11 protein-coding genes are annotated in these 15029 nt (G+C 38.8%); all 11 read left to right on the top strand.

All coding sequences use genetic code 11. The annotated features are described in order from the left end of the window. The first annotated feature begins 10 nt into the window (after positions 1-10). Entirely contained in the window at positions 11-676 is a 666-nt protein-coding gene (hypB, locus tag RDV78_00510; protein ID MDS1028981.1) for a hydrogenase nickel incorporation protein HypB, read from the top strand. Further along, positions 663-2936, top strand: coding sequence for a carbamoyltransferase HypF (hypF, locus tag RDV78_00505; GenBank protein ID MDS1028980.1), 2274 nt, complete (start codon positions 663-665; stop codon positions 2934-2936). The genes hypB and hypF overlap by 14 nt, the downstream gene beginning before the upstream one ends. 33 nt (positions 2937-2969) lie before the next feature. Beyond that, on the top strand, positions 2970-3191 hold the full coding sequence (locus tag RDV78_00500; protein MDS1028979.1) for a HypC/HybG/HupF family hydrogenase formation chaperone: 222 nt from the start codon (positions 2970-2972) through the stop codon (positions 3189-3191). Further along, a complete protein-coding gene (hypD, locus tag RDV78_00495) occupies positions 3184-4230 on the top strand; it encodes a hydrogenase formation protein HypD (protein ID MDS1028978.1) in 1047 nt (348 codons plus the stop codon). Before RDV78_00500 ends, hypD begins: the two co-directional genes overlap by 8 nt. Before the next feature lie 4 nt (positions 4231-4234). Further along, positions 4235-5221, top strand: a complete 987-nt coding sequence (gene hypE / locus RDV78_00490; GenBank protein ID MDS1028977.1) for a hydrogenase expression/formation protein HypE — start codon at positions 4235-4237, stop codon at positions 5219-5221. A 136-nt stretch (positions 5222-5357) separates the two neighbouring features. Further along, the gene (gene pcrA, locus RDV78_00485) at positions 5358-7541 is read left to right on the top strand and encodes a DNA helicase PcrA (GenBank protein ID MDS1028976.1); all 2184 of its coding nucleotides are present in this window, start codon (positions 5358-5360) and stop codon (positions 7539-7541) included. Positions 7542-7568: 27 nt separating this feature from the next. Beyond that, positions 7569-9566 carry an NAD-dependent DNA ligase LigA gene (gene ligA / locus RDV78_00480; GenBank protein MDS1028975.1) on the top strand — a complete coding sequence of 666 codons (1998 nt, stop codon included), beginning with the start codon at positions 7569-7571 and terminating at the stop codon, positions 9564-9566. Between the two features lie 676 nt (positions 9567-10242). Beyond that, positions 10243-10527, top strand: a complete 285-nt coding sequence (gatC, locus tag RDV78_00475; GenBank protein ID MDS1028974.1) for an Asp-tRNA(Asn)/Glu-tRNA(Gln) amidotransferase subunit GatC — start codon at positions 10243-10245, stop codon at positions 10525-10527. A 17-nt stretch (positions 10528-10544) separates the two neighbouring features. Continuing rightward, positions 10545-12011 (top strand): Asp-tRNA(Asn)/Glu-tRNA(Gln) amidotransferase subunit GatA, encoded by a 1467-nt coding sequence (gene gatA, locus RDV78_00470; protein MDS1028973.1) that lies wholly within the window; start codon positions 10545-10547, stop codon positions 12009-12011. Next, positions 12012-13463, top strand: a complete 1452-nt coding sequence (gene gatB / locus RDV78_00465; GenBank protein ID MDS1028972.1) for an Asp-tRNA(Asn)/Glu-tRNA(Gln) amidotransferase subunit GatB — start codon at positions 12012-12014, stop codon at positions 13461-13463. A gap of 197 nt (positions 13464-13660) precedes the next feature. Further along, the gene (glyA, locus tag RDV78_00460; GenBank protein MDS1028971.1) at positions 13661-14902 is read left to right on the top strand and encodes a serine hydroxymethyltransferase; all 1242 of its coding nucleotides are present in this window, start codon (positions 13661-13663) and stop codon (positions 14900-14902) included. The last annotated feature ends 127 nt before the right edge of the window (positions 14903-15029 follow it).

The raw sequence follows: 15029 nt of genomic DNA, 5'->3' as shown, positions 1-15029 counted from the left end.
CGCGGCTGATATGGATACCAAAAAAGTTGAGGTAATTAAAGATATTCATGAAGAAAATAGAAAACTAGCTCATAAAATTAATGACAATTTAGTAAAACAAGGTATCTTCGTTGTTAATGTTTTAGGTTCTCCAGGAGCTGGAAAAACTTCAACCATTATAGAATTGGCGAAACACTTAGCTGGGGAAACTAAGGTTTATGTTATTGAAGGGGATATTGAATCGGATATTGATACGAAAAAACTATTGGAACTGGGAATAGAAACAGTACAAATTAACACAAAGGGTGCATGCCATTTGGATGCACCCATGATTGCCTCTGTTTTAGATAGTTTACAGTTCCAAGAAAAGGGTATTTTGTTTATCGAAAACATTGGGAATTTAGTTTGCCCGGCAGAATTTGAGATAGGTGAGCATATTAAAATGCTTATTTGTTCCGCTGCCGAGGGCAGCGATAAGCCTTATAAATATCCAGTAGTTTTTGAAAAAGCAAATGTAATCCTTTTGAATAAGAGTGATTTGAAAAAATACGTTGATTTTGAGGATGCTTTTTTTACCAATGGAGTTAAAGCTTTAAATAAAGAAGCGCCACTTTTTGAAGTCTCCTGTAAAACAGGGGAAGGGTTTGCTAATGCGGCTCTTTGGCTGAAACAGGTTGTGCAAAATGCTAACTGCTGATATTAGAATTTGGGGTATAGTCCAAGGTGTAGGCTTTCGCCCATTTATAGCTAGGTTAGCAACTGAGCATGGGCTAAAAGGCTCAGTTGCTAACGAAGGTGGCAGTGTGCATATTCTGGCAACGGGTAGCAAAGAGTCTCTAGAAAACTTTCTGCAGGATATCCACCGGAAAAAACCTTTGCCTGCGGAAATTATCCATTTAGAAACTAGGTATCAGGAAAAGGAAGTCCAGGAAGATACATTTAAAATTGTTACTAGCAGTACTAGAGATAAGGATTTAATCTTTATACCGCCTGATTTGGCTATTTGCGAGGAATGCCGGCAGGAACTTTTCCGACCTGATGATCAAAGATACCGGCATCCTTTCATTAGCTGTATGTTATGCGGGCCTAGATATACAATTATGGATCATGTGCCTTATGATCGTGATACAACTTCAATGGTTGATTTTCCTATGTGTGACTTTTGTTACTCACAATATAGTGATTCTTCCAACAGGAGATTTCATGCTCAAACAATTTCTTGCCATAACTGCGGACCTCAGTTAATTTATCGTCCTCTGCCAAGTGGGGAGGAAATTAAAGAACAGGAAGCATTGGAACATGCTGCTATATCCCTAAAAAAAGGAGAAATTATTGCCATTAAAGGCATAGGAGGGTATCATTTAGCTTGCATTCCATTTGATGAAACAGCAGTACTCAAATTACGTGAGCTAAAAGTACGGGAAGAGAAGCCCTTTGCAGTAATGTTTAGCGATATAGCTGAGATTAAGGATTACTGTCATGTTTCAGAATTTGAAGCACATGTTTTAAGTGGGCGGGAAAGACCCATTGTCTTATTAGAACAAATTTCTAATCAAACAAAGCCTCTTGCACCTGCTGTTTTGATGGACAGCAGGTTTGTAGGAGCTTTTTTGCCATATACTCCATTGCACTATTTGCTCTTAGAAAAAACTGGGCCATTGATTATGACTAGTGCTAATCTTTCTGACGAGCCTATTATTAAAGATGATGCTGAAATTTTTAACTTACAGCATCCTTTTCTATCTGGAGTACTTTATAACAAACGCAGAATAATTATTTCTATCGATGATTCTGTTGTTAAATGTTTTAAAAATAATACTCAGTTCTTACGCAGAGCCAGAGGGTACGTTCCCTTGCCTATAGCATTAGGGAAATCAACGCAAATTGATCTTTTAGCTTGCGGAGGAGAACTAAAAAATACCTTTTGTCTAGTGAAAAGAAATTTTGCTTATCTTAGTCAACATATTGGTGATTTGGAAAGGGAGGAAAACTTCCAAGCCTTTGAAAAAACTATGCTGCGAATGGAGGAACTCTTAGAAATCAGTCCCAGCATTGTTAGTTGCGACTTGCATCCCAATTATTATACAACTAGGTTTGCGAAAAAATTTGGTTTGGAACTAGTGCAAGTACAGCATCACTATGCCCATATTGCAGCAGTTATGGCTGAAAAGCAGTTAGATGAGGAAGTCATCGGAGTAGCTTTTGATGGTACAGGCTATGGTACTGATGGTAAAATATGGGGTGGAGAATTTCTACTTTGCAGTCCACTAGATTTTAGCAGAGTTGGTCATTTACAGTATATTCCTTTACCAGGAGGAGACCTTTCGGTTAAAGAGGGTTGGAAGACAGCTTATATGTATTTATATCAAGCTGGTTTAGAAGATACTATTAATGATGGGCGGTGGCCGATTTTAAAAGCCGCTTTGTTAAATAATATTAATATGCATGAGTCATCAAGCATGGGCCGCCTTTTCGATGCTGTGGCCGTTATCCTAGGTATTCGGCAACAGGCTAGTTATGAAGGGCAGCTGGCAATTTTGTTGGAAAATGCTGCTGCTCAGTATCTGTTGGGCGGTCGTGAATTAGGCTCCTATGATTATACGATTCTCGAAAATGACCATGAATTAGTCATTGATGTTTTTCCTTGTATCAGACAAATGGTTGCTGAGCAAAAGCAAGGTAAGGAAATAACAAGCATTGCCTACCGTTTTCATAGAACTGTTGCTTGTTTTACTGTAGAAATGTGTACAAAACTACGAGAAAAATATAAAATTAATAAGGTAGCTATTAGCGGTGGTGTTTTTCAAAATAGTATTTTGTTTACCCAAACAGTTCATGATTTAGAAAGGCAAGGTTTTGAAGTTTTATATAACACAAAGGTACCTCCTAACGACGGAGGGATATCTTTAGGACAAGCTTACGTGACACTGAACAAGTATAATCAAGGTCTTTTTTAAGATATAAAAATACTAATTAGAAATGGTGAAAATATGTGCGTAGCAATTCCAGGAAAAGTTTTAGAGCTAAGTGGAAAAGTTGGCAAAGTTGATTTCAACGGGAACATTATTAATGTAGATGTTAGTTTAGTTAAAGCTCAAGTTGGAGATTATGTTTTAGTTCATGCCGGGTGTGCCATAGAAGTTATGAAAGAAGAGCAGGCAAAAGAAATTCTAAGTATTTTTAAGGAGCTTGAGGAGGTAACCCGTGCTTAGCGTTCAGCAGATAATTGAGGAACTTCGGGCGTATAATGGGCGTCAATTAAAATTAATGGAAGTATGCGGCACACACACGGCCAGTATTTTTAAAAATGGAATTAGAAGTTTTTTATCAGATAAAATTAAGCTTATTTCTGGGCCAGGATGCCCTGTTTGTGTAATACCAACGGGATATATAGACCGAGCAATAGAATTAGCCCAACAAAAGGACCACGTACTCCTTTCCTTTGGTGACATGCTTAAAGTGCCGGGTCAGGAGATGTCTTTAAGTGAAGCTAAAGCCAGGGGAGCCAGAGTGGAAATGATCTACTCACCCTTAGAGGTATTGCCTAGGGCTTTGGAAAACCTTAGGCAGACATTTATTATTGCTGCAGTTGGTTTTGAAACTACTGCTCCTACCTATACTCTTTTGTTAGAAAAAGCCATTGAGCAAAAATTACCGAACATTAAACTGCTAACAGCTTTAAGGACAATTATTCCTGCTTTAGACAGCTTGTGTTTGTCTGAGCCGGATATTGATGGCTTTATTGCTCCGGGCCATGTAAGCGCAATTATTGGGCAAGAAGTTTATAAGCCTTTAGCTTTAAAATACAAACGTCCTTTTGTCACAACAGGTTTTACAACGGAGCATATTTTAGCTTCGATTTACGATTTGATGAAGCAGTCTCAAAATGGTAAGCATGAAGTTCATAATCTCTATCCTGCTGTTGTAGCTGAAGAAGGAAATAAAATTGCTGTTCAGCAGCTGGAAAAATATTTTACGGCTGATGTAGCTTATTGGAGGGGAATTGGCAAAATTCCTCAATCTGGGTTATATTTAAAGGAAGAATACAACTCCTTTGATGCAGGTTCTAGAGATAATGCTCTGCAGGATAAAACACCTGTTCATTGTAAATGTGGCAGTGTCATTACCGGAAGAATAGCACCTAATGAATGCCCAATGTTTGGGAAAGGGTGTACGCCAATGAAGCCCCAAGGCCCATGTATGGTTTCTTCCGAGGGAACTTGCGGAATTTGGTTTAGACACGGAAGGTGAAGCAATGAAAATTACAATGGCTCATGGCAGCGGTGGAAATGCAACAAAAGAACTAATTACAGAATTATTTCAGAAAAATTTTAGCAATCAAATTTTAAATCAAATGGAAGATGCTGCAGTTTTGCCTGGGGCTCCTAAATTTGCTTTGACGACAGATTCCTTTGTAATTACACCTCTTTTTTTCCCAGGTGGGGATATTGGTAAGTTAGCTGTTTGTGGTACTGTCAACGATTTAGCTATGGTGGGGGCAACACCTCGCTATTTAACATCATCCTTTATCATGGAAGAAGGCTTAGATTTTGCAGACCTGGAAAAAATCGTTGAATCGATGAAAAAGGCAGCAGCAGAGGCGGGAGTTGACATTGTTGCAGGGGACACTAAGGTGGTTGAAGGAAAAGGCGGGGTCTATATAAATACAGCTGGTGTAGGCTTTTTGACCCTGGAAAACAGCATTAGTGCCCAAAACGCAGCCCCAGGAGATGCTGTAATCTTAAGCGGAACTCTAGGTAACCATCATGCCTGTATTTTAGCGCGGAGAATGAAGATAGAAAATAGCATTGCCAGTGACTGTGCCCCATTAAACCAAATAGTTGCTAATTTACTAAAGGGTGGAGTTAAAGTCAAGTCTATGCGGGATGTCACCCGAGGCGGGCTGGCAACAGTCCTTAATGAAATAGCCGAGAGCGCGGGAGTAACAATTAATATTGGTGAAGAAAAAATCCCTGTGGATCAGGAAGTACAAAGTTTTTGCGGTATTTTAGGGTTAGATCCTTTGTATATGGCCAATGAAGGTAAAATGATCTGTATTGTTCCTAAGGAGGATGTGCAAAAAACATTAGAGATTATGCACCAAAGTAAGTATGGGGAAAAGGCAGCTTTAATCGGCCACGTGGCTGATCATGACGGTAAAAAAGTTGTTTTGACTACTAAACTAGGGGGCCAGCGTTTAGTGGATATTCTTTATGGAGAGGGATTACCGAGAATATGCTAGGAGCACAACCCTAGGGTTATTACTTCTTATGGCAAAAGCAATGCTAAAATGTTATTATTACTTTTATAATAACGTTTTAGCATTTTTACTTTTATTAGATAAGAAAGCATTATGTTTTACACTTAAGGAGGAAATAATGCAAGATTTATTAGATAAATTAAATCCGGCGCAAAAAGAGGCTGTTTTGCATCGGGAAGGCCCTTTATTAATTTTAGCTGGAGCCGGAAGTGGCAAAACCCGAGTTTTAACTCATCGTGTTGCCTATTTAATTGACCAAGGGGTAGATCCGAGCCAAATTTTAGCTATTACTTTTACTAATAAAGCTGCTAAAGAGATGAAAGAAAGATTAACTTCTTTAGTGGGTTCAAGGGCGGTGGATCGTTTATGGGTTAGCACTTTCCATGCTTGTTGTGTCCGGATTTTACGGAAGGAAATTGGAAATTTAGGCTACCAAAGTAACTTTGTAATTTACGACACAGGTGATCAGCAGACTTTAATTAAAAATTGTCTGCGAGAACTAAATTTAGATGAAAAAAAGTTTACTCCTCGTGCTGTGGCAGCTGCCATCAGCAATGGGAAAAATCAATTATTAAGCCCAGAACAGTATGACCGCTTGTCTGCAAACTTCTTTGCAAACAAAGTAAGCGAAGTTTACCGACTTTACCAAGAGAAACTAAAAGCCAACAATGCACTGGACTTTGATGACCTCTTAATGCTTACAGTTAAGTTATTTAAAGAAAATACGCCTGTTTTACACTATTACCAAGAGAAATTTAAATATATTTTAATCGACGAATATCAAGATACTAACCATGCCCAATACTTAATTGTGAAAATGCTAGCTAAAGGATACCGAAACCTTTGTGCCGTAGGGGATCCTGATCAGTCTATTTACGGTTGGAGAGGTGCTGACATTCAAAATATTCTGGATTTTGAAGAAGACTATCCTGAAGCTAAGATTATTAAACTTGAGCAAAATTATCGGTCTACAAAAACAATTCTTCAAGCAGCTAATAATGTTATCCTTAATAACACTGGCAGAAAGCAAAAAGAATTATGGACCGATAACGAAAAAGGTCGTCCTATTACTTGTTTTATGGGTCAAAATGAACGCTATGAGGCTCAGTTTATTGTCGATGAAATATGTAAGCAACATCAGGTAGACGGTATACCTTATTCTGATTTTGCTATTTTGTATCGGACTAATGCTCAATCTCGTATTATTGAAGAAGTTTTGGTGCGGAATGCCATACCTTACGAAATTTTTGGGGGCTTAAAATTCTACGAGCGTAAAGAAATTAAGGATATATTGGCATATTTAAGGGTCCTTGCTAACCCTGCTGATGACATTAGTTTAGAAAGAATAATTAATGTTCCCAAAAGGGGAATTGGAGATGCAACCTTAAATAAAGTACAGGAATTTGCTGCAGGTCAAGGGCTAAGCATTTATAACGCACTCAAAATTGTGCAGGAGATACCTGGCTTAAGCTCTAGGTTTATAAATAGCTTAAAGCAATTTAGCGATTTATTGGAAAAATTTCGGGCTAAAATGGATAGAATACCATTAACAGAATTAGTCCAAATTGTCTTGAACGATACAGGATATTTAGCGGAACTAGAAGTGGAAAAAACCGTTGAGGCTCAGACTAGAATTGAAAACTTACAGGAATTTTTATCTGTAACAGCTGAATTTGATCGGCAGTCGGAAGATAAAACCTTAGTGACCTTTTTAGCCCAAACTGCTTTAGTTACAGATCTAGACGCATATACGGAAAACGAGGAAAAGGTTGTATTAATGACCTTGCATACAGCTAAAGGCCTGGAATACCCGGTAGTTTTTTTAGCGGGGATGGAAGAAGGAGTATTCCCCCATACCAGAGCTCTTCTTGATGAAGGGGAATTAGAAGAGGAAAGGCGCCTCTGTTATGTAGGAATGACCAGAGCGCAGCAAAATCTCTATTTAACTAGAGCTTGGCAGAGAACCTTATACGGCAATACGGTTTATAATGCTCCTTCTAGGTTTTTAGATGAAATACCTGAACATTTGAAAGAGGATTATCAGGCCAATAAAAGCAACTCTAGCCATTTTGCAGGAACTAGCAGCAAAACTGCTTCTATTTCAAAAAACGTGGGCACAGGAGCTGCCTCCAAATCCATGGAAAGTTTTAATTTAGGAGATCATGTTGCTCATCAGAAATGGGGAGAGGGAGTCGTAGTTAAAGTTGAAGGGAAAGGTGAAAACATTCAATTAAATATAGCTTTTCCAGATTTAGGTATTAAAACAGTTATGGCCAAATATGCCCCAATTACAAAATTATAGATTGATATTAATCCTTGGAGGTTATTTATGGATTTGCAGGAAGCCGAGAAACGTCTCGCTTATTTACGTAAGGAAATAGAAAAGCATAATTACCAATATTATGTTTTAGATGCACCTTTAATTACAGATGCTCAATACGATGTTTTAATGAAAGAATTAATCAGCCTGGAACAGCAATTCCCCCAGCTAGTTACTCCTGATTCCCCCAGCCACCGGGTTGGAGGTTTAGCTCTAAAGGTTTTTCAAAGCTATGACCACCGTAAGCCTTTATTAAGCTTGGGGAATGCTTTTAATGCTGAAGATCTACGAGAGTTTCACCGCCGAGTAACAAGTCAGGTGGGGGGAGAAGTTGAATATGTAGTAGAGCATAAAATTGATGGGTTATCTATTGGTTTAATTTACGAAAATGGAATCCTTGCTACGGGAGCTACTAGGGGAGATGGAACAACAGGTGAGGATGTAACTACAAATATTAAGACTATACCTGCCATACCATTAAGGATTGGTACTGATTTACCTCGTCTGGAAGTCCGGGGGGAAGTATATATGGGTAAAAAAGCCTTTGCCCGGATTAATCAGGAAAGAGAAGAAAATGGGGAACTGACTTTTGCCAATCCACGGAACGCAGCTGCAGGTTCTGTGCGCCAACTGGATCCAAAAGTTACAGCCAATCGAAACCTAAGTGCTTTTATTTATGAAGTAACACATATTGAAGGACAAAAGCTAACTTTTCAAGATGAAGTTTTAGAATTTCTCCAAAAATTAAACTTTCCTATCAATCAGCATTATAAAATTTGCAAAAGTATCGAAGAAGCCATTAACTACTGCCAAGAATGGACATCTAAAAGATCTGAACTGCCCTATGAAATCGATGGAATGGTCATTAAGGTCAATGATTTAAGACAACAAAACGAATTAGGTACTACAGCTAAAAGCCCCCGCTGGGCTATTGCTTATAAGTTTCCAGCTGAGCAGGTTGAAACCGTTGTAGAAGATATTATTGTAAGAGTTGGAAGGACAGGAGTATTGACCCCAACAGCTTGTCTAAAGCCTGTTCGGGTAGCTGGGTCAACAGTCAGTAGAGCGACATTGCATAACGAAGATATTATCCGAGAAAAGGATATTAAAATAGGGGATAAAGTCTTAATCCAAAAAGCAGGAGATGTAATCCCCGAGGTTGTAGAGGTTTTAAAGGAGCAAAGATCAGGAGCAGAAAAGGATTTTACATTACCTCAAAGATGCCCTGAATGTGGAGCCAAAGTAGTTCGACCGGAAAACGAAGTAGCTGCGCGCTGCACAGGTGGACTGGCTTGTCCTGCCCAAGTACGGGAAGGTATTATCCATTTTGTTTCTCGGGATGCTATGAATATCGAAGGCTTGGGCCCAAAAGTAATTGAGCAGCTATTAAATACCGGTCTAATTAAAGATGCCGCCGACTTATATTATTTGCAAGCAGAACAGCTGATAAAGCTAGAAAGAATGGGCCAGCAGTCCGTTAATAATTTACTAACTGCTATTAGGGAAAGTAAAGAAAGGGATTTAGGACAGCTTATCTTTGCTTTAGGTATTCGCCATGTAGGTTCCAAAGCAGGGAAACTTTTGGCTAAACATTTTCAATCTTTAGATGAGTTAGCCCAAGCTAGTATAGATGAATTGCAAAAAATACCTGATATCGGTCTGAAGGCTGCTGAAAGTATGCTAAATTTTTTCGCAGAACCAATTAACCAAAAGGTCATTGCTAAGCTGCGGCAAGCTGGCGTAAACATGACCAGCAGTCAGAAAGCTGTTGTACCAGGCAGGCTGCAAGATAAAAAATTTGTCATAACAGGTACTTTAGCCAAAATGAACCGCAAGGAGGCTGAAGCTTTAATTGAAGAACAAGGTGGCCAAGTAGCATCCAGCGTCAGTAAAAAAACAGATTATGTGGTTGTGGGGGAAGATCCTGGTTCCAAATATACTAAGGCGCTGCAGCTGGGAGTAGCAATCTTAAATGAAGATGAGTTTCTTAGCCTCATAAATAAATAAAAATAATGCGAAGGGGCGAAGATAAATCAAAGAATCTGACTGCAGACATGAAGATTTATGCAAGAAGGATAAAGCCGAAGCAAATTACTTCGGCTTTACCTTACTCGATTTTGGCAGTGTATAGTATTATTAATCGTTGCAGCATATTAAGAGCAGTAGAATAATAAATACTAACCATTCATTGTTGCCATTACAGCCAAAACCATTAAAGCCATTGCCCATTACCTAAAACCTCCTTCATTAATCGTTGCAGCATATTAAGAGCAGTAGAATAATAAATACTAACCATTCATTATTTCCTTTGCCTATGCAGCCCATAGCTCAAACCTCCTTTCTTAACAAAAAGTAGGGATGTGCGTAATTAATCGTTGCAGCAAACCAAGAGTAACAAAATAATAAATACTAACCATTCATTGCCATTGCCAAACATGTTACTCATTAAGGGGAAACCTCCTTTTAGGATTTTGGTGGAATTGTTACTTTCTGATATAGCATATGGGAATTAGGAATAAGGTGTGAATAATTATTAACAAATATATAATTCTAAGTGATTTGGAATTGGAAAACTGTACTGAAGCGTTAAGTTGCAAGGGATTAGCACATTTGCTATAATTAAAGGATAAGGGTTTGTCAAAAAATTGCATTTTAGCCATAGTTTTGTTAGGAAGGTGATAGAGTGAGTATTAGTAAACAAGAAGTAGAGCATGTAGCTATGTTGGCTCGTTTGGAACTGACAGAACAAGAAAAAGAAAGCTATACCAAAGAACTAAATGCCATCCTTGGTTTTATGGATAAGCTAAATGAGTTGGATACGTCTAATGTTACGCCTACAGCTCATGTATTGAATATAACTAACGTTTTACGTGAAGATGAAGTTAGACCTGGTTTGGATCGGGAACTGGTTTTACAAAATGCACCTGCTAAAAAAGAAGGACAGTTCCGTGTTCCACGGATTGTATAAAGAGGGAGGGGAAAATTGTGGAGCTTTATGAACAGACAGCTCATGAATTAAGAGATCTGCTAATTAAAAAAGAAATTAGTTCTCAAGAATTAACAGAGGCATTCTGTGAACATATTGCACAAGTTGAAGGATATGTACAAGCCTATGTAACTACAACAAGAGAACAGGCTTTGAAAGCAGCCCAAGATTTTGACCAAAAATTGGCTAAAGGTGAAGAAACAGCTCCCTTAGCAGGTATTCCAATGGCTTTAAAAGATAATATGAGCACCAAGGATATTCGCACAACTTGTTCTTCAAAAATACTGGAAAATTACATACCTCCTTATGATGCTACAGTTGTCAAGAAACTACAAGCTACGGGAATGGTTATGCTGGGCAAACTCAACATGGACGAATTTGCCATGGGGTCTTCTACAGAAAATTCCCGTTTCTTCCAAACTAAGAATCCCTGGGATTTGGAAAGGGTTCCTGGCGGTTCCAGTGGTGGAGCGGCAGCAGCTGTGGCAGCAAGCGAAGCGGCCTATACATTAGGTTCTGATACAGGAGGCTCCATTCGTCAGCCTGCAGCATATTGCGGTGTTGTAGGCTTAAAACCAACCTATGGTTTAGTTTCCCGCTTTGGACTATTAGCATTTGCTTCTTCTTTAGACCAAATCGGCCCTTTAACGAAAGACGTAACAGATTGTGCACTAGTTCTGCAGCAGATTGCTGGCCACGACCCCTTAGATTCAACTTCAGCCAATTTACCTGTACCTAATTATCAGGAAGCTTTAGTGCCCGACGTAAAAGGCCTAAAAGTAGGAGTGCCTAAAGAATATTTTGCGGCAGGACTAGACCCGGAAGTGGAAAAAATAGTGCAGCAATCCATTCGCCAGTTTGAGGACCTAGGTGCCATAATTGAAGAAACGTCCTTACCCCATACAGAATACGCACTGCCAGCTTACTACGTTATTGCTCCGGCAGAATGTAGTTCCAATCTGGCCCGCTATGACGGAGTTCGTTACGGCTACCGGGATACAGATGCCCAGGATATTGTTAGCATGTTTATGAAAACTAGGGACGAAGGATTTGGACAAGAAGTTAAAAGAAGAATTATGATCGGAACCTATGCTTTAAGTTCTGGCTACTATGATGCTTACTACTTAAAAGCTTTAAAAGTTAGGACTTTAATCAAACAAGATTTTGATCAGGCATTTGCCAAATATGATATTTTACTTACACCTACAACTACTTCACCTGCTTTTAAATTTGGTGAAAAATCGGCGGATCCTGTATCTATGTATCTTTCGGATATTTGTACTGTAACCATTAATCTAGCAGGTGTACCAGCCATATCCATTCCTTGCGGTTTTAGTAATGGACTACCTGTGGGACTGCAAATTATTGCCAAACCTTTTGGTGAGAGTACATTGTTTAGAGCAGCTTATGCTTTTGAAAAAGCAACAAATTATCATGAACAAAGGCCACAGTTGGGGGTGAAATAAATGGCAGCAGAATATGAAGCAGTTATTGGTTTGGAAGTTCACGTCGAATTAAAAACAAAATCTAAAATCTTTTGCGGCTGTACTACAGAATTCGGAGGAGAACCCAATACTCATGTTTGTCCTGTCTGCTTAGGATTACCGGGAGTTTTACCTGTTTTAAATAAGAAAGTTGTAGACTATGCTATTAAAGCGGGACTAGCCTTAAATTGTCAGATTGCTTCTTTTAGTAAATTTGATCGCAAAAATTACTATTATCCAGATTTACCGAAAAACTTTCAAACATCCCAATATGATTTACCAATTGCAGAACATGGTTTTTTAGATATTGAAGTAGATGGAGTAGAGAAAAGAATCGGCATTACTAGAATCCACATGGAAGAAGATGCAGGAAAACTAATGCATTCAGGAGAAACAATTGTTTCTTCCACTAGTTCCTTAGTAGACTACAATAGGACTGGTGTTCCTTTAATCGAAATTGTCTCCGAACCCGATATGCGCTCAGCAGAAGAAGCTAGAGCTTATTTAGAAAAACTAAAAGCAATTATTGAATACACAGAAGTATCCGATTGTAAAATGGAAGAAGGTTCTTTAAGGTGCGATGCCAATATTTCCGTTCGCCCCAAAGGCACTGAAAAATTTGGCACCAAAGTAGAAATCAAAAATATGAATTCCTTTAGAGCTTTACAAAGAGCTGTAGAGTACGAAATTGAGCGGCAAATTGACCTAAATGAAGATGGGGGTAAAGTTATTCAAGAAACCCGTTCGTGGGATGATACCAAGGGAGTTACGGTTTCCATGCGTAGTAAAGAAGAAGCAAACGATTATCGTTACTTCCCAGAACCGGACCTGGTACCTTTAGTAATAGACAAGGAATGGGTTGACAGCATCAAAGAAACGATGCCGGAACTGCCGGATGCTCGAAAAAAACGCCTAGTAGAAGAAATAGGCTTATCCTCTTATGATGCTTCTGTTATAACAAGTTCTAAAGACTTAGCTGAATTCTTTGACCGAACCATGGAACATTATCAAGATGCTAAAATAGTTGCTAATTGGCTAATGGGTGAATTATTAAGGCTTCTTAACGCCAAAGGGCAAACCATAAAAGAATCTCCCATTACTCCTCAAGCTTTAGCGGAACTCTTAATTTTGCAAGATAAAGGAACCATCAGCGGGAAAATTGCTAAACAAGTTTTCGAAGAAATGTTTAATACAGGACAATCTGCAGAAAATATAGTTAAGGAAAAAGGCTTAGTGCAGATTAGCGATGAGGGTGCCATTGGGGCGATAGTTGAAAAAGTTATAGCTAACAATCCCCAATCCGTTGAAGATTTTAAAAATGGCAAAAAGCAGGCTATAGGTTTTCTGGTAGGGCAAGTAATGAAAGAAACAAAAGGAAAAGCCAACCCTGCTTTAGTTAATAAACTACTGAATGAAAAACTACAAAACATCTAAGACATAAGCACTAGCACGAATATTAGCTAGTGCTTTATTTATCGTATTTGTAATTTTGCATTGAATATAGAAGATTAATTGTCAAAAGGTAAAAAAAAGTTTGTAATTTTACGAATGATATTATTTAATATTAATATAATGTTCATGTTTTTAACCTGTACAGAAGAGAACAAGGTTATAAAAAGGTGGGGATAGGTATGAACTTACTGGCTGAAATGGACCAGGAGGTTGCCGAGGCAATAAAATTGGAATTAAATCGGCAAAAAAATAAGATTGAATTAATTGCTTCAGAAAATTTTGTCAGTAGAGCTGTCATGGAAGCCCAAGGCTCTGTGCTAACGAATAAATATGCGGAAGGATATCCTGGCCATCGCTATTACGGAGGTTGCGAATATGTAGATATTGTAGAAAACTTGGCTAGAGAGAGGGTCAAAAAATTATTTGGAGCAGAGCATGCCAACGTTCAGCCCCATTCTGGTGCCAGTGCTAATACTGTCGTTTATCTGGCATGTTTACAGCCAGGAGATACTGTTTTAGGCATGAATTTAGCTCATGGCGGCCATTTAACTCACGGCAGCCCGGCTAACCTTTCTGGCTCAATTTACAACTTTATACCCTATGGTGTAGATCGAAAAACTCAGCGCATTGATTACGACCAGGTGGCTGAGCTGGCTAAGGAACATAGGCCTAAACTGATTGTAGCCGGAGCTAGCTCTTATCCGAGAATTATCGACTTTTCCAAGCTAAAGGAAATTGCTGATGAAGTAGGAGCTTTATTAATGGTAGATATGGCCCATATTGCTGGTTTAGTTGCTGCAGAACTTCATCCAAGCCCAGTTCCTTATGCTGATTTTGTCACCTCCACCACCCATAAAACCTTGCGTGGGCCCAGAGGAGGCTTAATTCTCTGTAAAGAAAAATATGCTAAAGCAATTGATAAAGCTCTTTTCCCTGGCTTGCAAGGGGGACCTTTAATGCATGTTATTGCTGCAAAAGCAGTGGCTTTTAAAGAAGCTTTAGAACCTGAATTTAAAGCATACCAGGAGCAAATTATTAAAAATGCTGCTGCCCTGGCGGAAACTCTTTCGGCTAAAGGTTTAGACCTGGTTTCCGGAGGGACAGATAATCATTTAATTTTAATTGATGTACGCAGCCGTAATTTAACAGGTAAAGAAGCAGAGGAGCGTTTAGATGAAATAGGAATTACGGCTAACAAAAATGCCATTCCATATGACCCCCAAAGTAAGGAAGTTACCAGTGGGCTTCGAATTGGTACTCCGGCTGCAACAACAAGAGGTTTTAAAGAAGACGATATGGTGGCTGTGGCCAAAATTATTGACCAGACCCTATCTGCTGACTTTGGACAAAACAAAGAAAGTTTGAAACTAATGGTGGAAGGACTTTGTGCCAAAGCGCCTTTATATACGGATTTGATTTAATAAAATATGGAAAGGCAATTGGTTCTGCTTATCAAAAAGCAAACTGATTGCCTTTTTAGTTAATGTATACAGAGTACCAAGAAATAAACTCTAGACGGTAAAAAAGCTAGTTGGTATAATAAAAAGA

Source organism: Bacillota bacterium LX-D (assembly GCA_031628995.1).
Lineage (GTDB): Bacteria > Bacillota > DUOV01 > DUOV01 > Zhaonellaceae > JAVLUO01.
Note: the sequence above shows the minus strand (reverse complement) of the source record. Positions and strands in the feature narration are given on the sequence as shown.

Bases quoted from the DNA above. Each gene is read 5' to 3' on its own strand.
- gatB (MDS1028972.1), top strand. From the start codon at position 12,012: ATGGCAGCAGAATATGAAGCAGTTATTGGTTTGGAAGTTCACGTCGAA.
- glyA (MDS1028971.1), top strand. From the start codon at position 13,661: ATGAACTTACTGGCTGAAATGGACCAGGAGGTTGCCGAGGCAATAAAA.
- ligA (MDS1028975.1), top strand. From the start codon at position 7,569: ATGGATTTGCAGGAAGCCGAGAAACGTCTCGCTTATTTACGTAAGGAA.
- RDV78_00500 (MDS1028979.1), top strand. From the start codon at position 2,970: ATGTGCGTAGCAATTCCAGGAAAAGTTTTAGAGCTAAGTGGAAAAGTT.
- hypB (MDS1028981.1), top strand. From the start codon at position 11: ATGGATACCAAAAAAGTTGAGGTAATTAAAGATATTCATGAAGAAAAT.
- hypF (MDS1028980.1), top strand. From the start codon at position 663: ATGCTAACTGCTGATATTAGAATTTGGGGTATAGTCCAAGGTGTAGGC.
- hypE (MDS1028977.1), top strand. From the start codon at position 4,235: ATGAAAATTACAATGGCTCATGGCAGCGGTGGAAATGCAACAAAAGAA.
- pcrA (MDS1028976.1), top strand. From the start codon at position 5,358: ATGCAAGATTTATTAGATAAATTAAATCCGGCGCAAAAAGAGGCTGTT.